General features: G+C 74.2%; 18 protein-coding genes. 12 read left to right on the top strand and 6 right to left on the bottom strand.

What is annotated here, in order from left to right; all coding sequences use genetic code 11:
• Positions 1-18: 18 nt before the first annotated feature.
• Positions 19-300 (bottom strand): HPr family phosphocarrier protein, encoded by a 282-nt coding sequence (locus tag ACFP3U_RS30525; protein WP_380228967.1) that lies wholly within the window; start codon positions 298-300, stop codon positions 19-21.
• 275 nt (positions 301-575) lie between these two features.
• Here ACFP3U_RS30525 and ACFP3U_RS30520 point away from each other — a divergent pair, with 275 nt between their 5' ends.
• The 4 genes from ACFP3U_RS30520 to ACFP3U_RS30505 all read left to right on the top strand — a co-directional run bounded on the left by ACFP3U_RS30520 (position 576) and on the right by ACFP3U_RS30505 (position 6,168).
• Positions 576-3,443 carry a bifunctional acetate--CoA ligase family protein/GNAT family N-acetyltransferase gene (locus ACFP3U_RS30520; protein WP_380228966.1) on the top strand — a complete coding sequence of 956 codons (2,868 nt, stop codon included), beginning with the start codon at positions 576-578 and terminating at the stop codon, positions 3,441-3,443.
• Positions 3,444-3,537: 94 nt separating this feature from the next.
• Positions 3,538-4,137, top strand: coding sequence for a DUF5998 family protein (locus ACFP3U_RS30515; protein ID WP_380228965.1), 600 nt, complete (start codon positions 3,538-3,540; stop codon positions 4,135-4,137).
• A gap of 156 nt (positions 4,138-4,293) precedes the next feature.
• Complete coding sequence (locus tag ACFP3U_RS30510; protein ID WP_380228964.1) at positions 4,294-5,478, top strand: alkaline phosphatase family protein; 1,185 nt, start codon at positions 4,294-4,296, stop codon at positions 5,476-5,478.
• Positions 5,479-5,511: 33 nt separating this feature from the next.
• Complete coding sequence (locus ACFP3U_RS30505) at positions 5,512-6,168, top strand: thymidine kinase (RefSeq protein ID WP_380228963.1); 657 nt, start codon at positions 5,512-5,514, stop codon at positions 6,166-6,168.
• A gap of 3 nt (positions 6,169-6,171) precedes the next feature.
• Here the strand turns inward: ACFP3U_RS30505 and ACFP3U_RS30500 are convergent, their stop codons facing one another.
• Positions 6,172-6,924 carry a VOC family protein gene (locus ACFP3U_RS30500; RefSeq protein WP_380228962.1) on the bottom strand — a complete coding sequence of 251 codons (753 nt, stop codon included), beginning with the start codon at positions 6,922-6,924 and terminating at the stop codon, positions 6,172-6,174.
• A 165-nt stretch (positions 6,925-7,089) separates the two neighbouring features.
• On the opposite strand from ACFP3U_RS30500, the gene ACFP3U_RS30495 reads away from it, so the two are divergent.
• Positions 7,090-7,956 (top strand): sulfurtransferase, encoded by an 867-nt coding sequence (locus ACFP3U_RS30495; RefSeq protein WP_380228961.1) that lies wholly within the window; start codon positions 7,090-7,092, stop codon positions 7,954-7,956.
• Positions 7,957-8,015: 59 nt separating this feature from the next.
• Here the strand turns inward: ACFP3U_RS30495 and sepH are convergent, their stop codons facing one another.
• Positions 8,016-9,092, bottom strand: coding sequence for a septation protein SepH (sepH, locus tag ACFP3U_RS30490; protein ID WP_380228960.1), 1,077 nt, complete (start codon positions 9,090-9,092; stop codon positions 8,016-8,018).
• A gap of 515 nt (positions 9,093-9,607) precedes the next feature.
• On the opposite strand from sepH, the gene ACFP3U_RS30485 reads away from it, so the two are divergent.
• On the top strand, positions 9,608-10,537 hold the full coding sequence (locus ACFP3U_RS30485) for a hypothetical protein (protein ID WP_380228959.1): 930 nt from the start codon (positions 9,608-9,610) through the stop codon (positions 10,535-10,537).
• 19 nt (positions 10,538-10,556) lie between these two features.
• On the opposite strand, the gene ACFP3U_RS30480 is transcribed toward ACFP3U_RS30485, so the two are convergent.
• Both ACFP3U_RS30480 and ACFP3U_RS30475 read right to left on the bottom strand, forming a co-directional pair.
• Positions 10,557-11,879 (bottom strand): D-arabinono-1,4-lactone oxidase, encoded by a 1,323-nt coding sequence (locus tag ACFP3U_RS30480; protein WP_380228958.1) that lies wholly within the window; start codon positions 11,877-11,879, stop codon positions 10,557-10,559.
• Positions 11,880-11,970: 91 nt separating this feature from the next.
• The gene (locus tag ACFP3U_RS30475; protein ID WP_380228957.1) at positions 11,971-13,227 is read right to left on the bottom strand and encodes an MFS transporter; all 1,257 of its coding nucleotides are present in this window, start codon (positions 13,225-13,227) and stop codon (positions 11,971-11,973) included.
• A 130-nt stretch (positions 13,228-13,357) separates the two neighbouring features.
• Here ACFP3U_RS30475 and ACFP3U_RS30470 point away from each other — a divergent pair, with 130 nt between their 5' ends.
• Positions 13,358-14,500 (top strand): ferrochelatase, encoded by a 1,143-nt coding sequence (locus ACFP3U_RS30470; protein WP_380228956.1) that lies wholly within the window; start codon positions 13,358-13,360, stop codon positions 14,498-14,500.
• Positions 14,501-14,551: 51 nt separating this feature from the next.
• Positions 14,552-15,355 (top strand): inositol monophosphatase family protein, encoded by an 804-nt coding sequence (locus tag ACFP3U_RS30465; protein ID WP_380228955.1) that lies wholly within the window; start codon positions 14,552-14,554, stop codon positions 15,353-15,355.
• Positions 15,356-15,550: 195 nt separating this feature from the next.
• On the opposite strand, the gene ACFP3U_RS30460 is transcribed toward ACFP3U_RS30465, so the two are convergent.
• Positions 15,551-15,736 (bottom strand): hypothetical protein, encoded by a 186-nt coding sequence (locus tag ACFP3U_RS30460; protein ID WP_030301315.1) that lies wholly within the window; start codon positions 15,734-15,736, stop codon positions 15,551-15,553.
• Between the two features lie 478 nt (positions 15,737-16,214).
• On the opposite strand from ACFP3U_RS30460, the gene ACFP3U_RS30455 reads away from it, so the two are divergent.
• The 4 genes from ACFP3U_RS30455 to ACFP3U_RS30440 all read left to right on the top strand — a co-directional run bounded on the left by ACFP3U_RS30455 (position 16,215) and on the right by ACFP3U_RS30440 (position 20,262).
• Positions 16,215-16,868 carry a response regulator transcription factor gene (locus tag ACFP3U_RS30455; protein ID WP_030396557.1) on the top strand — a complete coding sequence of 218 codons (654 nt, stop codon included), beginning with the start codon at positions 16,215-16,217 and terminating at the stop codon, positions 16,866-16,868.
• 55 nt (positions 16,869-16,923) lie between these two features.
• Entirely contained in the window at positions 16,924-18,231 is a 1,308-nt protein-coding gene (locus ACFP3U_RS30450; protein ID WP_380228954.1) for a sensor histidine kinase, read from the top strand.
• 296 nt (positions 18,232-18,527) lie between these two features.
• On the top strand, positions 18,528-19,508 hold the full coding sequence (locus ACFP3U_RS30445) for an acyl-ACP desaturase (RefSeq protein WP_380228953.1): 981 nt from the start codon (positions 18,528-18,530) through the stop codon (positions 19,506-19,508).
• Positions 19,509-19,962: 454 nt separating this feature from the next.
• Entirely contained in the window at positions 19,963-20,262 is a 300-nt protein-coding gene (locus tag ACFP3U_RS30440; RefSeq protein ID WP_030301307.1) for a DUF4193 domain-containing protein, read from the top strand.
• Positions 20,263-20,510: the final 248 nt, after the last annotated feature.

Here is a 20,510-nt window from a genome sequence, read left to right as displayed (position 1 = left end):
GGGTGTGCGCGGGGTGGCTCAGGCCGCGGCGGGCAGCTCGTCCAGGCCCTCCTGGACCAGCTTGGCCAGGCGGTCCAGGGCCGCGTCGGCGCCCTCGGCGTCGGAGGCCAGCACGACCTCCTCGCCGCCCTGCGCGCCGAGCGCGAGCAGGCCGAGCATCGAGCCGGCGTTGACCGGGTTGCCGCCCGGCTTGGCGATGGTGATCGGCACGCCGGTGGCCGCCACGGCCTTGACGAAGACGGAGGCGGGACGGGCGTGCAGGCCCTCGGCCCAACCGATGGTGACGCGGCGCTCGGCCATGAGACGTGCCTTTCCGGTAAAGCTGGTCACGGTCGTGCTGGGGGATAGCGGCCGTGTTGTCTAGACCAGTATGCCCGCAGTTGACCCCTGGAGGCCGCGCCGTTCGGGACTTGTGATTGTTTCTTTCGGGGGCATATTCGGGGCATTCTCGGAGCGCATTCAGGGGCGCGTCCAGGCCCGTGACCGGTGCGTCGTCCCCGTTCGGAGGCCCTGTCCACCCTGCCGTGCCCGCACCTCCGGCGCCATTCGCCCCGCCGCCGGATAACCTGGCGGTCGTGGACGACTCCGCGGCACCGAACCCCGAGCAGGACCCGCAGCGCGACCGGTCGGCGGGCCGCCCGGACCTCGCTCCGACCGGCCCGGACTACCCCCAGCACTGGGAGGCCGACGTCCTGCTGCGCGACGGCGGCACGGCCCGGATCCGCCCGATCACGCCCGCCGACGCCGGCCGCCTGGTGGAGTTCTACGAGCAGGTCTCGGACCAGTCCAAGTACTTCCGCTTCTTCGCGCCCTACCCCCGGCTCTCCGACAAGGACGTCCGCCGCTTCACCCACCACGACTTCGTCAACCGGGTCGGCCTCGCCGTCGTCGTCCGCGACCGCTTCATCGCCACCGTCCGCTACGACCGGATCGACCCCGACGGCCGCCCCTCGGAGACCGGCACCGACGCCGAGGTCGCCTTCCTGGTCCAGGACGCCCACCAGGGCCGCGGCGTCGCCTCCGCCCTGCTGGAGCACATCGCCGCGGTCGCCCAGGAGCGCGGCATCCGCCGCTTCCAGGCCGAGGTGCTGCCGGAGAACCGCAAGATGGTGAAGGTCTTCACCGACGCCGGCTACGTCCAGCGCCGCAGCTTCGCCGACGGCGTCGTCCACCTGGAGTTCGACCTCGAACCCACCGCCGCCTCGCTCGCCGTCATGCGGGCCCGCGAGCACCGCGCCGAGGCCCGCTCCGTCCAGCGGCTGCTCACCCCGCGCTCGGTCGCGGTGATCGGCGCCTCGCGCGACCCGCGGACCGTCGGCCGGGCCCTGCTGCGCGACCTGCTCACCGGCTTCGCCGCCGACGACCGGCCGGTGTACGCGGTGAACCGCAACGCCCCGCCCGGCACCGAGCTGGACGGCGTCCCGGTGCACCGCTCGATCCTGGAGATCCCCGGCCCGGTCGACCTCGCGGTGATCGCCGTCCCCGCCTCCGCCGTGCCCGAGGCGGTCGCCGAGTGCGGCGCGCACGGCGTCCAGGGCCTGGTGGTGGTCACCGCCGGCTACGCCGAGACCGGCCCGGAGGGCCGCGACCGCCAGCGCGCCCTGATCCGCCAGGCCCGCGCGGCCGGCATGCGGGTGATCGGCCCGAACGCCTTCGGCCTGATCTCCACCGACCCCGGGCACCCGCTGAACGCCTCGCTCGCCCCGGTGCTGCCGGCCCGCGGCGGCTTCGGCGTCTTCTGCCAGTCCGGCGCGATCGGCGTCGCCCTGCTGGAGGCCGGCCACCGGCGCGGCCTCGGCATCTCCTCCTTCGCCTCGGTCGGCAACCGCGCCGACGTCTCCGGCAACGACTTCCTCCAGTACTGGGCCGAGGACCCGGCCACCGACGTCGTCCTGCTCTACCTGGAGTCCTTCGGCAACCCCCGCAAGTTCACCCGGATCGCCCGCCGGCTCGCCCAGGCCAAGCCGATCGTCGTGGTCAAGGGCGCCCGCCATACCGGCAGCCTGCCGCCCGGCCACGCCGTCCCGCCCACCGCCGGCGGCCTGCGGGACGCCACCGTCGACGCGCTCTTCGAACAGGCCGGCGTCACCCGGGTGGAGACCATCACCGAGCTGTACGACACCGGCGAACTGCTCGCCCTCCAGCCGCTGCCGCCCGGCGACCGGGTCGCGGTGATCGGCAACTCCGACTCCCTGGGCCTGCTCACCCACGACGCCTGCCTCTCCGCCGGCCTGCGCCCGCGCACCCCCGTCGACCTCACCACCGCCGCCACCGGCGAGAACTTCCGGATCGCCCTGGACACCGCGCTGACCGACCCCGGGGTGGACGCGGTGATCGCCGTCGCCATCCCGCCGATCGGCACCTCCTCCCACGCCTTCATGGGCGGCCGGCTGACCGGCCCGGACGACCCCGAGCTCGGCTCCGACGACCCGGAGATCGCCGCCGCCCTGCTCGACGCCGGCGAACGCGCCCGGGCCGCCGGCAAGCCGCTGCTCCTCGCCCACCTGGCGCTCACCGACCTGCCGAGCCGGCTGCGCCCCGGCGGCATCCCCGCCTACCCCGCGCCCGAGCGGGCGGTCCGGGCCCTCGCCCACGCCGTCCACTACGCCGACTGGCGCCGCCGGATGGCCGAGGCCGAGGAGACCGCGCGGGTCCCCGAACTCGACCGGATCGACGAGGCCGGCGCCCGCGCCCTGGTCGACGCCGCGCTCGCCACCCGCTCCGCCGTGGCCGCCCGCACCCAGCCCGGCGGCGCCCGGATCACCCTGCCCGACGCCGAGGCCGCCGCCCTGCTCGCCCGCTACGGCATCGACGTCTCGCCGACCCTGCCCGCCCCCGACGAGGAGAGCGCGGTGCGGGCCGCCGCGACCCTCGGCTACCCCGTCGCGCTCAAGGCCACCGCCCCCCACCTGCGCCACCGACCGGACCTCGGCAGCGTCCGGCTCGACCTGACCGGCGAGGCCGGCCTGCGGCACGCCCACCGCGAGCTGGACGGCCTGCTCGGCGGCGCGGCCGAGGCCCGGCTCGTGGTGCAGCGGCTCGCCCCCCGCGGGGTGGACACCGTGATCGGCGCCACCGTCGACCTCGCGGTCGGCGCGATCCTCTCCTTCGGCCTGGCCGGCGCCCCCGCCGAACTGCTCGGCGACGTCGCCCACCGACTGGTTCCGGCCACCGACCAGGACGTCGCCTCGCTGGTCCGCGAGGTCCGGGCCGCGCCCCTGCTGTTCGGCTGGCGCGGTGCCGAGGCCGTCGACACCGACGCCCTGGAGGAGGTGCTGCTGCGGGTGTCCCGGCTGGTCGACGACCTGCCGGAGATCGCCTCGGTGGACCTCGAACCGGTGGTCGTCGCCCCGCACGGGCTGGCGATCCTGGGGGCGCGCGTCCGCATCGCGCCCCTGCCGGTCCGCAGTGATCTGGGCCCGCGCGCCATGAGCACGCTGTAACCTTCCTTGGTTGCGTCCGGACCGCGGGCGCCCGTTGTCCGAAGCTCGGCGCCGTGCCGCCCGCTTCGTCGGCGGACCATGCCAGGATGGAGTTATGGCGAAGACCGGTACCACCACCACGCAGGACCTGCGTTCCGCGATCGAACGCAGCGGCTATTACCCGGCCCTGGTGTCCGAGGCCGTCGAGTCCGCGGTGGGTCCCGAGCCGATCAGCTCCTACCTGGTCCACCAGGAGACCACCTTCGACGCCAACGAGGTGCGCCGGCACGTCACCGTGCTGGTGCTGACCCCGACCCGCTTCGTGGTGAGCCACACCGACGAGCAGACCGGCGACGCGAGCGGCCCCGCCGTCCCGCTCGCCACCACCTCGACCGAGAGCGTCCGGCTGGACCGGATCGGCTCCGTCGTGGTCAGCCGGATGGTCGCCAACCCGGAGACCTACACCCCGGGCACGCTGCCCCGCGAGGTGGTGCTGACCATCGGCTGGGGCGCCGTCCAGCGCCTCGACCTCGAACCGGCCGGCTGCTCCGACCCGAACTGCGAGGCGGACCACGGCTACACCGGCTCCGCCACCGCGGACGACCTGTCCCTGCGGGTCAGCGAGGCCGGCGACGGCCCCGAGACGGTCGCGCAGGCGCTGCTCTTCGCCCGCGCCCTCTCCGAGGCGACCGTCACCGGCGGCCCCCGGGTCTGATCCGCCCGGACCCGTACAGCCCGCACCGCAAAAGCACAGCCCGCCCCGCACCGACCCGTACCGTTCTGCGCCGACGGGCGCCGACCCGCCGCCGCCCGGACGCCGCCCCGACGCGTCCGGGCCGCCCCGGCCAGCCAGGAAGCCACCCCCGCCACCATGCCCTTCGCCCCAGACGGCCACGACGCCTTCGAGCTCCTCGACCCCGCCACCGCGCCCGCGCCGCCCTACGGCAGCGGCTCGCTCTGCGACCTGCTGCCCTCGGTGGCCGCCGGCCTCGGCGTGCCCGGCTTCACCGCCACCCTGCCGCTCGCGCCCGCCGACCGCGCGGTGGTCTTCCTGGTCGACGGCCTGGGCTGGGAGCTGCTGCTGCGCCACCCCGAGTACGCGCCGTTCCTCTCCTCGCTGACGGCCGGCTCGCTCGGCGGCACCGGCCGGCCGCTGACCGCCGGCTTCCCGTCGACCACCGCCACCTCGCTGGCCTCGGTCGGCACCGGCACCCCGCCCGGCCTGCACGGCCTGGCCGGTTACACGGTGGCGGTGCCCGGCGCCGGGCACCTGATGAACCAGCTCCGCTGGCAGCCGCCCACCGACCCGGCCGTCTGGCAGCCGTACCCCACCGTCTTCGAGCGGGTGCACGCCGCCGGGGTGGCCACCGCCCAGGTGTCCTCCCCGCTGTTCGCCCAGACCCCGCTCACCAAGGTCGCGCTCTCCGGCGGCACCTTCCTCGGCCGCACCACCGGCGAGGAGCGGATGGACCGGGCCGCCGCCTGGCTGGCCGAGCACGACCGCGCGCTGGTCTACACGTACGTCAGCGAGCTCGACGGCGCCGGCCACCGCTTCGGCGTGGACTCCGACGAGTGGCGGATGACCCTGGACGCGGTCGACCGGCTGGCCCGCCGGCTCGCCGAACAGCTGCCCCCGCGCTCGGTGATGTACGTCACCGCCGACCACGGCATGATCGACATCGGGCCCGAGGACCGGATCGACTTCGACGAGGACTGGGAGCTCGGCGCCGGCGTCGCCCTGCTCGGCGGCGAGGGCCGGGCCCGTCACGTCTACGCCGTCCCCGGCGCCGCCGCCGACGTCCACACCGTCTGGAGCGAGGTGCTCGGCGACCGGATGTGGGTGGCCACCCGGGACGCGGCGATCGAGGCCGGCTGGTTCGGCCCCGTCGTGGACGACCGGGTCTACCACCGGATCGGCGACGTGGTCGCCGCCGCCCGTGACGACATCGCCATCGTCGCCTCCCGCAACGAGCCCGGCGAGTCCGCGATGATCGGCCTGCACGGTTCGATGACCCCGGTCGAGCAGTTCGTGCCGCTGCTCGAATTCCGCCGCTGAACTCCCTTGACGCGAAAGGCCTTTGCACCACCCATGGCTGAACTGGTGTTCTTCTCCGGCACGATGGACTGCGGGAAGTCGACCCTCGCGCTCCAGATGGACCACAACCACGCCGCCCGTGGCCGGCAGGGGATCATCCTCACCCGCAACGACCGGGCCGGCGCGGCCACCATCTCCAGCCGCCTCGGCCTGCGCGCCGACGCGGTCGAGGTGGCCGACGACTTCGACTTCCACGCCCATGTGGTGCACCGGCTCTCGGCCGGCGGCCGGGTCGACTACCTGATCTGCGACGAGGCCCAGTTCTTCGCCCCCGAGCAGATCGACCAGCTCGCCCGGGTGGTCGACGAACTCGACATCGACGTCTACACCTTCGGCATCACCACCGACTTCCGCACCCGGCTCTTCCCCGGCTCCCAGCGGCTGATCGAACTCGCCGACCGGGTCGAGGTGCTCCAGGTCGAGGCGCTCTGCTGGTGCGGCGCCCGGGCCACCCACAACGCCCGCACGGTCGGCGGGGTCATGGTGGTCGAGGGGGCGCAGGTGGTGATCGGCGACATCTCGGTCCGCGAGGACGAGGTCGGCTACGAGGTGCTCTGCCGCCGCCACCACCGCCGCCGGCTGACCTCCGCCACCGCCCGCGCCGCGGTGCTCTCCCCGGACGTCCTCCCCTTCGAGGAGCAGCAGGCCTGACGCTCAGGCCGCTGCCTGCAGCACCGAGAAGTGCCCGCCGCGCGGGTCCGCCAGCCGGGCCGCCCGGCCGCGCGGCGTCGGTCGCGGCGCCACCAGCACCCGGCCGCCCAGCTCCACCGCCCGACCCGCCGTCAGGTCCACGTCGGCCACCGCGAAGTGGGTGCGCCAGCGCGGCGGGTGGCCGCGCAACTCGGCGCCGCGCCGGATCCCGGCCACCGGCCGGCCGCCGACCAGCAGCGCCGACCCGCCCTCGGCCCCGGCCACCGGCACCCCGAGCACCGCGCCGTAGAACGCGGCCGCGCCGTCCGCGTCCGGGGTCAGCAGCTCGGCCCAGGCCGGCCCGCCAGGCCCCGGGCCGGCCTCCCGGCCGAGGTGCTCCTCACCCTGCCAGAGCCCGAACACCGCACCCGAGACGTCCGCCGCGATCGCCAGCCGCCCGGCCCGCTCGGCCTGGAGCGGCCCGACCGCGACCGTTCCGCCGCACTCCCGCACCAACTGGGTCGAGCGGTCCGCGTCGTCGACCGCGAAGTAGGTGGTCCACTGCACCGGGAAGCCGGTCACCGAGGAGACCCCGAGCCCGGCCACCTGCTCCTCGCCGAGCCGGGCCCGGACGTACTCGCCGAGCTGCGTCGGCCCCGGGGCGAAGGTCCAGCCGAGCAGCTCGCCGTAGAACGCCCGGGCGCCGGGCAGGTCGTCGGTCATCAGGCTGACCCAGCACGGGGTGCCCTGGGCCAGCCGGAGTGTCAGCGCGGGCATGACAGGTCTCCTCAACGGGCGGTCGGCGCACGAAACGGCGCAGTGAGGGTGATGCTTCCACCGTGCCGCTCCCCGAACCCTCGGGCCGCGCGGAAACTCCGGCAAAGACCGCACAAAGAGGCGCGCCCCGCCATGACCGTCCGACGCTGCGCCAGAATGGCCGCCATGACCGCCATGACCACCACTCACGATGATTCCCCACTGGTGTCGGTGACCGGGCTGCGGGAGGCGCTCGACTCCGGGCGCCCGCCGGTCCTGCTCGACGTGCGCTGGCAGCTCGGTGGCCCGCCCGGCATCGAGGACTACACCGCCGGCCACCTGCCCGGCGCCCACTTCGTCTCCCTCGACACCGAGCTCGCCGCCCCGCCCGGCCCGCCCGGGCGCGGCGGCCGCCACCCGCTGCCCGACCCGGAGGAGTTCGGCGTCGCGCTGCGCCGCTTCGGCGTCTCGGCCGACCGCCGGGTGGTGGTCTACGACGGCGCCACCTCGCTGGCCGCGGCCCGCGCCTGGTGGCTGCTGCGCTGGGCCGGCCACCCGGACGTCCGGGTGCTGGACGGCGGCTTCGCGGCCTGGCGGCAGGCCGGCCTGCCGGTCACCACCGAGCTGCCGCCCGCCGGGGACGGCGACTTCAAGCCCGTCCCGGGCCGGCTGCCGGTGGTCGACGCGGACGGCGCCGCCGGCTGGGCCCGCGAGGCGCTGCTGCTGGACGCCCGGGCGGGGGAGCGCTACCGGGGCGAGACCGAGCCGATCGACCCGCGGGCCGGCCACATCCCCGGCGCGGTCTCCGCGCCGACCACCGAGAACGTCGGCCCGGACGGCCGCTTCCGGCCGGCGGCCGAACTCGCCGCCCGGTTCCGGGCCCTGGGCGCGGGGGAGCGGGAGACGGCGGTCTACTGCGGCTCCGGCGTGACGGCCGCGCACCAGATCCTGGCGCTCGCGGTCGCCGGACTGCCGGCCACCCTCTACCCGGGCTCCTGGAGCGAGTGGTCCAGCGACGAGGCCCGCCCGGTGGCCGTCACCGACCGGCCCTGAGACGCGCCGAAGGCGCGGACGACCGGGGTCGTCCGCGCCTTCGATAGTCCTGCCGGATCCTACTCCTGCTTCTTGCGCCGACTGCCGAAGACGATCTCGTCCCAGCTCGGCACGGTGGCCCGGCGCCCGGGCCGGACACCGTCCGCCTCGGCCTGCCGGTCGGTGGTGCCGACCAGCCGCTCCCGGTGCGGTGCGACCGCCCGGGGCATCAGGATGTCCGCGTACGCCGAGCCCGCGCCGACCGCCGGGGCGGCGGCCGCCGGCTCCTCCGCCTCCTCGGCCACCTCGGCGGGCACCGGCTCGATGGACGGCGGTGCGCCGACCGCGAGATCGCCGCGGAAGGCGGGCACCACGTCCAGCAGGCTGGTCAGCGAGTCCCGGGCCTCGGCCGTCGCCTCGCGGGACTCCCGCACCTCGCGGGCCGACATGATCCGGTCCGCCGAGGGCCGGTCGATCATCGGACGCGGCGGACGCTCCTGGGGGAGCCGGGCGATCCGCGGGATGAACGGGAAGACCGACTCCTCCTCGCGCTCGACGGCCTCGCCGATCAGCGCGCGGGCCTCGTCGTCGTTCGGCTGCACCAGTCGCCGGGGCGGGTCGTACGTCCACGCCGCGCTGCGGCCCTCGCCGTCGGCCCGGTAGGAGAGGATGACCTCCCAGGTGCCGTCGTCGCGCCGCCAGGAGTCCCAGCGCTCGGTCTCCTTCTCGGCGCCGCGCAGCGCCAGCCGCTCGGCCACCGCCTCGCCCAGCTGGGGGCCGGGGGCCTCGCCGTGCCGGCGGATCGCGGTCTTGCGGGCCCGCTCGGCCATGAAGGCGCGCTCGGCCAGCACCGGACCCTCGAAGCGGCGGACCCGGTCGACGGAGATACCGGCCGCCTGGGCGACCTCCTCGGCGGAGGCACCGGCTCGTATCCGCGCCTGGATGTCCCGGGGGCGGAGGTGGCTCTCGACCTCGATCTCGATCTGACCGAGCCGAGGCCGGTCACCACGGATGGCGGCCCGCAGCCGCTCGTCGATCGGGAGGGTGTACTCCGTACTGTCGGCAGCCTTGAGCACCAGCCGTGTGCCGTCGTTGCTGACGGCCACAACCCGCAGTTCGGGCACGGTTACCTCCCGGGTGGTGCCTGCCGACGTCACCTGCGTCGCTGCTCCCGTACTGAGTGTGGCCTGCCCGCTCGCGACTGGCCACAACCTTGCTGAGTTCCCCGGCGTGTCGGGCTTACGCCCGGCCACACCGCTGTGGCACGGTTGCCTTTTTGCCACGTCATCCGTCGACGTCGCGCCTGGGTGCCCCGGCCGTCCTCGCACGTGGAGTGGACGCGACGATCCGGGACCGGCGTCGCCGTGCGTGCCTGTGCCACAACTCTTTGTCAAGCTGTCGACTGATGGGCAGTCGACAAGTCGACCAGGGCTCAGGCTTTACGAACAGTACTCCATTCGTGGCATCCAGAGGGGCGGCTCGCCGCTCAAGTCTCCCGCGATTCACGGGAATCTCAAGAGCACGCGTCCCCATGGCCGAGGATCGGCCGGTGGACGGTGATCATCTTCACATATATCTCCCGCTCGGAACCGCATTTTCGACCCTTGTGTCCTTCTTTGAGCAAGATGGAGTGACTTGTTCGAAAGACAGTCGTACTGACAGAGGGATGTTGATGCCGCAGCGGAAGCCCGACCCGGACGGAGCCGAGGAAGGTCGCAGGCGAATTGATCTGAGTGCGACTCAGGTCGCCGCCAGCGCGCTGGCCACGGTGGTGGGGGCGGTGCTCGCGTCCGAACTCGGTGTCTACGGCACCATTCTCGGCGCGGCGGTGGTGAGCGTCGGCGCGACCACCGGGGGCGCGGTGTTCCAGCACCTCTTCCGGCGCACGGGGGAGCAGCTGCGCGGCGCCGTCGACCGGGCCGCCGGTCCGGGGCCGCTGGCGAACGGGCTGCGGCAGGCGCCGCGGCCGGACCATGCGGACGCCGGACCATCGGAGTCCGGGCCGCCGGGTACCGCCGAGTGGAGCACCCCGCGGGTGGTCCGGGCGCGTCGGCGGTGGACCTGGAAGTCGTACGCGGCGGTCTCGGCGCTGGTCTTCGCGGTCGCGATGGTGCCGATCCTGGCCTTCGAACTGGCGACCGGTCAGCCGGTGTCGGCGACGGTCCAGGGCGGGTCGGGCAGCGGTACCTCGCTGGGCGGCCGGGTCGACCGGAAACCGCCGGTCCCGCCGGGCGAGGCGCCGTCCTCCGGTCCGGCCGCCGTCCCCTCGCCGTCCGCCGGCCGGGACGCCGGCGCCTCCGGGCGGCCGAGCCCCGGCGCCCGGCCGGGCACGGACGTCGGCGGGCCGACGGCCTCCCCGTCGGCCGGTGCTTCGACCGGCGCGTCGGCCGGCTCGGGCGCCGGTGGCACGCCGTCCGGCACGCCCGCCACCCCGCCGACGGCCCGCCCCTCCGGCGAGCCGTCCGGGTCGGCCACTCCCTCGCGGCCGTCCGGCGAGGGGACCGCCTCCGCCGGGCCGTCCGGCGGCGCGACCCCGAAACCCCCGGCCCCGACCACCGCCGTCGCCCCGCCGCCGGCCCCGGAGCCCGCGGCGACGCCCTAAGACGAACCGGCCAGTCCGGCTAAGCGCCGAGGACCCGGCGCAGGTAGTCGTTGCCGAAGCGGCGGTCCGGGTCGAGCTCGTCGCGCAGCGCGGTGAAGTCCGCGAAGCGCGGGTAGACCCCGGCGAGGTACTCGGCGTCCCGGGTGTGCAGCTTGCCCCAGTGCGGCCGGCCCCCGTGCCCGGTCATCAGCCGCTCCACCGCCGTGAAGTACCCCTGCTCCGCGGTGCCGCGGTAGAGGTGGACGGCGATGTAGGCGGTGTCCCGGCCGTGGGCGGTGGAGAGCCAGACCTCGTCGGCCGGGGCGAACCGCACCTCGACCGGGAAGCTGATCCGCCAGTCGGACCGTTCGACCAGGGCCCGCAGCTCGCGCAGCACCTCGCCCACCGCGGCCCGCGGCACGGCGTACTCCATCTCGATGAACCGGACCTTGCGGGGGCTGGTGAACACCCGGTACGCGGTGTCCGTGTAGCTGCGGTCCGACCAGGCGCGGCTGGCCACCGCCGCGATCGCCGGCACCGAGCCGGGGAAGCGGCGGCCGACCCGGCAGGCGCCCTCCCAGACGGTGTTGGAGAGGAAGTCGTCCTCCAGCCACTCCTTGAACCGGGGCAGCGGCGCGGCCGGACCCTGGCTCCGGTTGTTGCGCTTGGTGGAGCAGCGGTCGGTGTGCGGGAACCAGTAGAACTCGAAGTGCTCGTTGACGGCGGTGAGGTCGTCCAGCCGTTCCAGCACCTCGTCGAAGCGCATCGGCTGTTCGTGCGCGGTGAGCAGGAAGGCCGGTTCGACGGCGAGGGTGAGCGCGGTGATCACGCCGAGCGCGCCGAGGCCGAGCCGGGCGGCCTCGAACAGTCGCGGGTCCTCGGTGGGGGAGCAGCGCCGGACGCTGCCGTCGGCGAGCACGATCTCCAGCCCCCGGATCTGGGCGGCCAGCGATCCGGAGTCCCGGCCGGTGCCGTGGGTGCCGGTGCTGGTGGCGCCGGCCACGGTCTGCACCTCGATGTCGCCCATGTTGGTGAGCGAGAGGCCGGCGGCGGCGAGCAGCCGGTTGAGCCGGAGCAGCGGCAGTCCGGCCTCGACGGTGACCGTGCCGTTCTCCCGGTCGATCTCGCGGACGGCGGTCAGCGCGTGCGGCCGGACCAGGACGCCGTCCCCGGCGGAGGCGATCGCGGTGAAGGAGTGGCCGGAGCCGACCGCCTTCACGGTCCGCCCCTGGTCGGCGGCGCGCAGGATCTCCTTGGCCAGTTCCTCCGCCGTGCCGGGGGTGACCACCCGGGCGGGGAGGGCGCTCTGGTTGCCCGCCCAGTTGGTCCAGCGGGTGCGGGTCGCGGTACTGGCCTGGGGCATTGCGGCGCCTCCTGCGGGTGGCCGAACGGGCGTCGGCTCACCTGGTCCCTACCCGCGGGTAGGCCGCGGGTAGGGAGGAGGGTAAGGCAGGTCAGCGTTCGAGGTCCACGGTTTCGGCGGACGGCAGCGCGGCGTCCTCGGCGGCCAGCCCGGCCCGCAGCCGCTTGAGCCCGGCCAGCGCCGTCAGCACGCCGAACACCCCGGCGGTCAGCGGGACCCAGTAGCCGGCCGCCGCCCCGGCGCCGTCGACCGTCCAGCCGCCGACCGAGGAGCCGACCGCGACCCCGATCGCCAGTCCGGTGGTCGTCCAGGTCATGCCCTCGGTCAGCTGGGCGGCCGGGACGAGGCGCTCGACCAGGGCCATCGCGGTGATCAGGGTGGGGGAGATGGCGATGCCCGCGATCAGCAGCGCGCCGCCGACCGCGACCAGGCCGCCGACCCCGCCGACCGACTCGGCGACCAGCAGCAGCGGCACCATGCTGACCGCCATGAAGACCACCCCGCCGAAGAACCGGCTCGCCATCGACCCGGTGAGCTTCAGGGTGCCGAACACGACGCCGGCCAGGCAGGAGCCGAGCGCCCAGAGCGCCAGGATCACACTGGAGATCGCCTTGTGGCCCTGCGCCTCGGCGTAGGCGACCGTCACCACCTCGACCGAGCCGAAGATCGCCCCGGTGGCGACGAAGGTCAGCACCAGGACGACCAGGCCGCCGTTCAGGATCGCGCTGCGGCCGCTGCGGGCGTGCGCCGGATGGAGCGGCGGCTCGGTGCGCCGCTGGGCGGTGAACAGGGCGATGCCGACGGCGAGGAAGATCCCGGCGAGCAGGACGCCCGCCTCGGGGAAGACCGCGGTGGCCAGCCCGATCGACAGGATCGGGCCGACGATGAAGCAGACCTCGTCGACGACCGCCTCGAAGGAGTAGGCGGTGTGCAGCTTCGGCGCGTCCTCCCGGTAGAGGTGGGCCCAGCGCGCGCGGACCATGGCGCCGGTGCTCGGCATCCCGCCCATGCCGATCGCGAAGACGAACAGCGTCCAGGTCGGCGCCCCGAAGTGGGCGCAGAGCAGCAGTCCGGTCGCGGCGGCCATCGTGACGACGGTGGCCGGCACGGCGACCCGGCGCTGCCCGTGGCGGTCCACCAGCCAGGAGACCATCGGGCCCAGGACCGCCGCCGAGACCGCCAGCGTCGCCGAGACCAGGCCCGCGATGCCGTAGGAGCCTCTCAGCTGGGAGAGCATCGTGACGATGCCGATGCCCGTCATCGAGATCGGCAGCCGGGCTATGAACCCGCTGGACGAGAAGGCCAGAGTGCCTGGGGCGGCGAATATCCGGCGATAGCTGGACAGCAACGGGAGCTCCGCAAGGGGGTAAGGAACGTGACTGGCATAGACAGCTTACGAACCTTGGCAATCGCAATTTCCGGACGCCGAGCGCGGCCCCGTCGCCGGCCCCCCTGTCCACAGTGGCAGGATCGGTCCCATGCCCGACGCGCGCAACACCTCCCTCACCGGCGCCGCCCCGTACGACGCCCTGCTGCTGCTCTCCTTCGGCGGGCCCGAGGCCCCCGAGGACGTCGTCCCGTTCCTGGAGAACGTCACCCGGGGCCGAGGCATCCCGAAGGAACGCCTCCAGGAGGTCGGCAAGCACTACTTCCTGTTCGGCGGGGTCAGCCCGATCAACGAGCAGAACCGCGAGCTGCTGGCCGCCCTGCGCAAGGACTTCGCCGAGCACGGGCTCGACCTGCCGGTGTACTGGGGCAACCGGAACTGGGCGCCCTACCTGGTCGACACCCTGCGCGAGCTGGCCGCCGACGGGCACCGCCGGATCGCCGTCCTCGCCACCAGCGCCTACGCCGGCTACTCCGGCTGCCGCCAGTACCGGGAGAACCTCGCCGACGCGCTGGCCGCCCTGGCCGCCGAGGGCCTGCCGGAGCTGCGGGTCGACAAGCTGCGGCACTTCTACAACCACCCCGGCTTCGTCGAGCCGATGATCGACGCCACCCTGGCCGCCCTGGGCCGGCTGCCCGAGGAGGTCAGGGCCGGCGCCCGGCTGGCGTTCACCACCCACTCCATCCCGGACGCCATGGCCGAGAGCTCCGGCGCCCCGGACGACCCGGCTCGCGGCCGCCCCGGCGGCGCCTACGTCGCCCAGCACCTGGACGTGGCCCGGCTGGTTGCCCGCGCCGTCGCCGAGCGCACCGGCGTCGCCGACCGCCCGTGGGAGCTGGTCTACCAGAGCCGCAGCGGCGCCCCGCACATCCCGTGGCTGGAGCCGGACATCTGCGACCACCTGGAGGCCGAGCACGCCGCGGGCGCCCCGGCCGTGGTGATGGTGCCGATCGGCTTCGTCTCCGACCACATGGAGGTCAAGTACGACCTCGACACCGAGGCGGTGGCCAAGGCCGCCGAGCTCGGCCTGCCGGTCGCCCGGGCCGCCACCGTCGGCGCCGACCCCCGGTTCACCGCCGCCGTCCGCGAGCTCGTCCTGGAGCGGGCCGCCGCCGAGCGCGGCGAGCCGGTGTCCCGCTGCGCCCTCGGCGCGCTCGGTGCGAGCCAGGACGTCTGCGCGGTGGCCTGCTGCCCCAACCCGCGCGCATCCCGCCCGGCCGCCGCCGAGCGCTGACCGCCCCTGCCCCGCCCCGCCTCGCCCCGCCCCGCCTCCGGAGGAGAACCCGTGCCCGACCCCGCCCTGCTCGACGAGCTGCTCGACGTCGCCCTGGACGCCGCCCGCCGGGCCGGTGCCCTGCTGCTCGACGGCCGGCCCGCCGACCTCGCCGTGGCCGGCACCAAGAGCAGCCCGGTCGACGTCGTGACCGAGATGGACCTGGCCTCCGAGAAGCTCGTCCTGGAACTGATCACAGCCCGCCGGCCCGAGGACGGCTACCTCGGCGAGGAGGGCGCCGAGCGGCCCGGCACCAGCGGGGTGCGCTGGATCGTCGACCCGCTCGACGGCACCGTCAACTACCTCTACGGACTGCCGTCCTGGGCGGTCAGCGTGGCCGCCGAGCTGGACGGGCGCGTGGTGGTCGGGGTGGTGTACGCCCCGGCGCGCGGCGAGCTGTTCCACGCCGTGCTCGGCCGCGGCGCCCTGCGGGAGGGGCAGCCGGTCTCCGCCCGCCCGGCCCCGCCGTGGGGCCAGGCGCTGATCGGCACCGGCTTCGCCTACGTCCGCGAGGTGCGGGTCCGGCAGGCCGAGGTGGTGCTCGCCCTGATGCCCGAGGTGCGCGACATCCGCCGCGGCGGCGCCGCGGCCGTGGACCTCTGCGACGTCGCGGCCGGCCGGCTGGACGGCTACTACGAGCGCGGGCTGGCCCCCTGGGACCGCGCGGCGGGCTGCCTGATCGCCGCCGAGGCCGGCGCCCTGGTCGGCGGCCGCCCCGGGCAGGGCCCGGACGGCGAGCTGACGGTGGCCGCCGCCCCCGGCGTGTACGAGCCGCTCCAGGAGCGGCTGGCCGCCCTGCGCGCCTGGGCGGACTGAGCACGCCCCCACACCACCGGGCCCGCCCGCGCGACGGCGGACGGGCCCGGTGGTGCTTCCGGCGACGAGGCCGGAAAAGATCCAGGGGCAGCGAAGAGCCCTGACATACGGGGGATGCCAGGGCCTGGGTTTTCGCACGGCCCCCGTAGGGCCGCTGGTGCCGGAGATCCGGCGACGGGTCGGGCGGTCGGCGGATCAGGCGGCGGTGCGGTGGCGCTCCAGCACCGTGTCCACGCCGTGTTCGGCGGCGAGACGGCGAAGATCGTCCAGCTCGGACTGCTCCACCTCGGCGAGGAACTCGTCCCCGGCCTCGATCGCGCGGTGCAGGTCCTGCTCGGCGTTGGCGATGCGCTGCAGGATTCCGGCGGTGAAGGCGTCCATACGGGCCCCCTTACTGTGTCGGACGTGCACGGTCGTGCGCCCCCTGCCCCAGGGTTACGGTGGCCAGCGGAAGCGTCCGATCCGGGCGGTGAAGATCTCCGGTCGGGCGCGGAGACGGCCCTCGGCCGCTCCCGTGACGCCCCAGCCCCAGGGCCGGCGCGGAAGAACGCACGGCGGGTGGGTGCGATCGGCTCAGAAACCGGATCGCGGGTGTGCAGCTGTCCTCCCCAGCCCCGGGGCCGGGAAACCTCCCGCCGCGAGAAAGTTGCCCGCGTCACAGTCCAACCGGACTGGTCCCGCCACGAACCCTCGCCCGAAGCCTCGCCCGGACCTCCGCCCCGCGCCCCCCGCGGCGCCGCCGGGCGGCCCTGCCCGCGGGGCAGCTTATCGCTGCTTTACCGCAGGACCAGGCAGGATGGGGACACCGTCGGAGCCGCGCGTCCGCTTCCGGGGCCGGCCTGGAGAAGGGACAACGACTGTGCGGGTTCTCGTCGTCGAGGACGAGCAGCTGCTCGCCGAGGCAGTCGCCACGGGTCTGCGCCGCGAGGCGATGGCCGTCGACGTGGTCTACGACGGGGAGGCCGCGCTCCAGCGCATCGCGGTCAACGACTACGACGTGGTCGTGCTCGACCGCGACCTGCCGCTGGTCCACGGTGACGACGTCTGCCGCAGCGTCGTCGAGCAGGGCCTGGCCACCCGGGTGATCATGCTGACCGCCTCCGGCGACATCAGCGACCGGGTCGAGGGCCTGGAGATCGGAGCGGACGACTACCTTCCGAAGCCGTTCGCCTTCAGCGAACTCGTCGCCCGGGTCCGCGCCCTCGGCCGCCGCGCCACCGTCCCGCTGCCCCCCATCCTGGAACGGGCCGGCATCTCGGTCGACCCGGGCCGCCGGGAGGTCATCCGGGACGGCCGCCCCGTCCAGCTCGCCCCCAAGGAGTTCGCCGTCCTGGAGGTGCTGATGCGGGCCGGCGGCGCCGTCGTCTCCGCCGAGCAGCTGCTGGAGAAGGCCTGGGACGAGCACACCGACCCGTTCACCAACGTCGTGCGGGTCACCGTCATGACGCTGCGCCGCAAGCTCGGCGACCCGCCGGTGATCGTCACCGTGCCCGGTTCCGGCTACCGGATCTGACCGGACCCCGCCCCCACCACGCGCCCGCCGCGGCGGACGCCCCGAGAGGACCATCATGACCACCCCGCCCCCGGCCGGCGGGCCCTCCGGCGCGCCCTCCGGCGGGCGCGCCGTGCCCGACCGGCCCGTCCCGCCCAAGCCGGCCCACCCGCCGCGCGCCCCCCGACTGCACCAGCCCGAGAGCTACGTGCCCGGCGACGGCATGCTCGCCTGGCTGCCGTTCCGCCCGACCATCCGGATCCGGCTCACCTTGCTCTACGGCGGGATGTTCCTGATGGCCGGCGTGGTGCTGCTCCTGCTGATGTACGTCTTCGTCCGGCAGGCCATGCAGGACGTCCGGCCGCCGTCCTTCGACTTCGGGACGACCGGCGTCCGGGTGAACGGCACCTGGATGACCACCGACCAGTTCAACCAGTTCCTGGCCAACAGCCACACCGGCAAGGCCGACACGGCGCTCAACACGCTGCTGCGCAAGACGCTCACCATGCTGGTCTGCCTCTCCGTGATCGCCTTCGCGGCCGGCTACGCGATGGCCGGCCGGGTGCTGCGCCCGCTCGGCCGGATCACCCGCACCGCCCGCGAGGTCGCCTCCTCCGACCTGCACCGGCGGATCGAGCTGGACGGCCCGGACGACGAGCTCAAGGAGCTCGCCGACACCTTCGACGACATGCTGGAGCGCCTGGACCGGTCCTTCGACTCCCAGCGCCGCTTCGTCGCCAACGCCTCGCACGAACTGCGCACCCCGCTGGCGATCAACCGCACCCTGTTGGAGGTGCAGCTCTCCGACCCGGCGGCCTCGCCCGACCTCCAGCAGCTCGGCAAGACCCTGCTGGCCACCAACGAGCGCAGCGAGCAGCTGGTCGAGGGCCTGCTGCTGCTCGCCCGCAGCGACAACGAGCTGACCGACCGCCGCCCGGTCGAGCTGTCCGAGGCGGCCACCCGGGCGCTGGAGCAGACCAGGTCCGAGGCCGCCAAGCGGGAGGTCGACCTGCGCGCCTCGCTGCACCCGGCGGTGGTCGCCGGCAACGGCATCCTGCTGGAGCGGATAGCGCTCAACCTGCTGCAGAACGCCGTCCGCTACAACCTCCCGGACGGCTGGGTCGAGATCACCACCGCCCCGGTCCCGGGGGGCGGGGAACTGGTGGTCTCCAACACCGGCCCGGTGGTGCCCGGCTACGAGCTGGAGCACATCTTCGAGCCGTTCCGCCGGGTCAAGGGCGCCGACCGGACCCGCAGCGACAAGGGGGTCGGCCTCGGCCTCTCGATCGTCCGCTCGGTGGTGCGGGCGCACAACGGCACCATCGAGGCCACCCCGCGCGCCGGCGGCGGCCTCACCATGCGCGTGCGCATCCCGGGCATCTGATGCGCGCCCCGGGCATCTGATCGGCGCCCCGGGCACCCCCGCGCCCCACCGCGCGCCGGGCGGCTCCCAGGGCCTCCACGGCCCCGCCACGGCCCTTCTCGGGGCCGTCCGGCCGCCCGGGCGGGCGACCTCCGTGCGCCGACCGTTCCCCGCCGCCTCCGGCAGGCCCGTCAGGACGACATAAGGCCTGGCGGGGGCGGCTTGTCTTTTCCGGCCCGGGCAACTTACGGTTACGTAACCTACGCGACCGTAAGTGCGCTCGTCCCACGCGTGCCCGTCCCCCAGGAGCCAGACCCGTGACCATCGCCCCCGTGCAGCGCAGCACCTCGCTCGGTTCGAGCTCCTGGACCGACACGCGGCTGATCCTGGCCCTCGAAGAGGTCGTCGAGAAGGAGCTCAACCGTCACCTGTCGGTCGCCAAGGAGTGGATGCCCCACGAGTTCGTCCCGTGGAGCCAGGGCCGCGACTTCGCCGGCGTGCTGGGCGGCGAGGCCTGGGAGCCCGCGCACTCCAAGGTGACCCCGCTCGGCCGGGTCTCGCTCGTGGTCAACCTGCTCACCGAGGACAACCTCCCGAGCTACCACCACGAGATCGCGACCATGTTCGGCCGCGAGGGCGCCTGGGGGACGTGGGTCCACCGCTGGACGGCGGAGGAGGGCCGGCACGGCATAGCCATCCGCGACTACCTGCTCACCACCCGCGCCGTCGACCCGGACGAGCTGGAGCGGGCCCGGATGTCGCACATGTCGGAGGGCTTCGAGTCCGACAACGCGCACAGCATGCTGCACTCGGTCGCCTACGTGGCCTTCCAGGAGCTCGCCACCCGCATCTCGCACCGCAACACCGGCCACCACTCCGGCTGCGCGCTGGCCGACCAGCTGCTCGCGAAGATCGCCAACGACGAGAACCTGCACATGGTCTTCTACCGGAACCTCCTGAAGGCCGCCCTGGAGATCGCCCCCGACCAGGCCATGCGCGCGATCGCCGACGTGGTGACCGACTTCCGGATGCCCGGCCACGGCATCCCCGGCTTCGAGCGGGCCGCCGCCCAGATCGCCCTCGGCGGCGTCTACAACCTCCGCATCCACCACGACGACGTGCTGCAGCCGGTGCTGCGCCACCTCAAGGTGATGGACATCGCGGGCCTCGGGCCGGAGGGCGCGCGGGCCCAGGAGGAGCTCGGCGCCTTCCTCGCCGGGCTGGACGCGCAGGCCGTCAAGTTCGAGGAGCGGCAGGCGGCGATCCTGGCCCGCCGGATGGCCCGCCAGCAGGCGTAGTGGCTTGGGTGGGTTTTCCATGCTTTGCCCCGACCACAGGCGAACGTGACCAAGGTCACACCGTGTCGCTACCGGGGAGCGGTTGACCCCGGAGGGTGATCATCGCCAGAACCCCTCTGATCGCCGTCCGTGAGCGGAACGGCGATCGGAGGCGGATCGGAGGATTGACTCTCCGCCCTGGTGGGCAAGGGAATTGGCGGACGTGCCAGGGACCTTCGCTTACGGAGAGTGTCGGTCGGGCCGTCGTCGGCACGCTCCCGTGATGGCCCTGCGTGAGGCCCCGAACGCCCGAGTGGATCACCCCAACGGACCCCCGGCTGAGTGTCGATTGAGTAACAGGGCTTGAAGTAAGGCAAAATCTCCGCCTCGGGTCGGGCACAAGACCGACCCCCCATGCGTTACGTGCGCTGGAGATACCGCACACACCGCACAACCCGGAGGGGGAGAGCGAAAAATGGCTACCGACTACGACACCCCACGCAAGACCGACGACGAGCTCAACGAGGACAGCATCGAGGAGCTCAAGGCCCGGAGGAACGACAAGGGCGGGAACTCGGTCGACGTCGACGAGTTCGAGGCCGCCGAGGGCATGGAGCTCCCCGGCGCCGACCTCTCGAACGAGGAGCTCTCCGTCCGGGTGCTGCCGCGGCAGGCCGACGAGTTCACCTGCATGAGCTGCTTCCTGGTCCACCACCGCAGCCAGCTGTACAGCGAGAAGAACGGCAACCCGATCTGCCGGGACTGCGGCGCCTGAGGACCAGGGCGGTCATGACTAGGGCCTCGCGGTCTCCGCGAGACCGGTGCGACGCCCCTTCCGGCCCCGGGCAGCGGGGCCGGACGGCAGCTCCGGCGTCCGTTCCGACGGACGCACCAGTCATACGGTCGGAGGGTGCAGCGTCTCCCCGAGACGCCGAGGGACGGTACCGCCACGCGGTACCGTCCCTCTCCGTTGTGCGCCCAGCATGGGCGATTGCTTGAGGGTGAAAGTCCCTTGGGGGAAGA

Source organism: Kitasatospora misakiensis, from assembly GCF_042656005.1.
Taxonomy (GTDB): Bacteria; Actinomycetota; Actinomycetes; order Streptomycetales; family Streptomycetaceae; genus Kitasatospora; species Kitasatospora misakiensis.
Note: the sequence above shows the minus strand (reverse complement) of the source record. Positions and strands in the feature narration are given on the sequence as shown.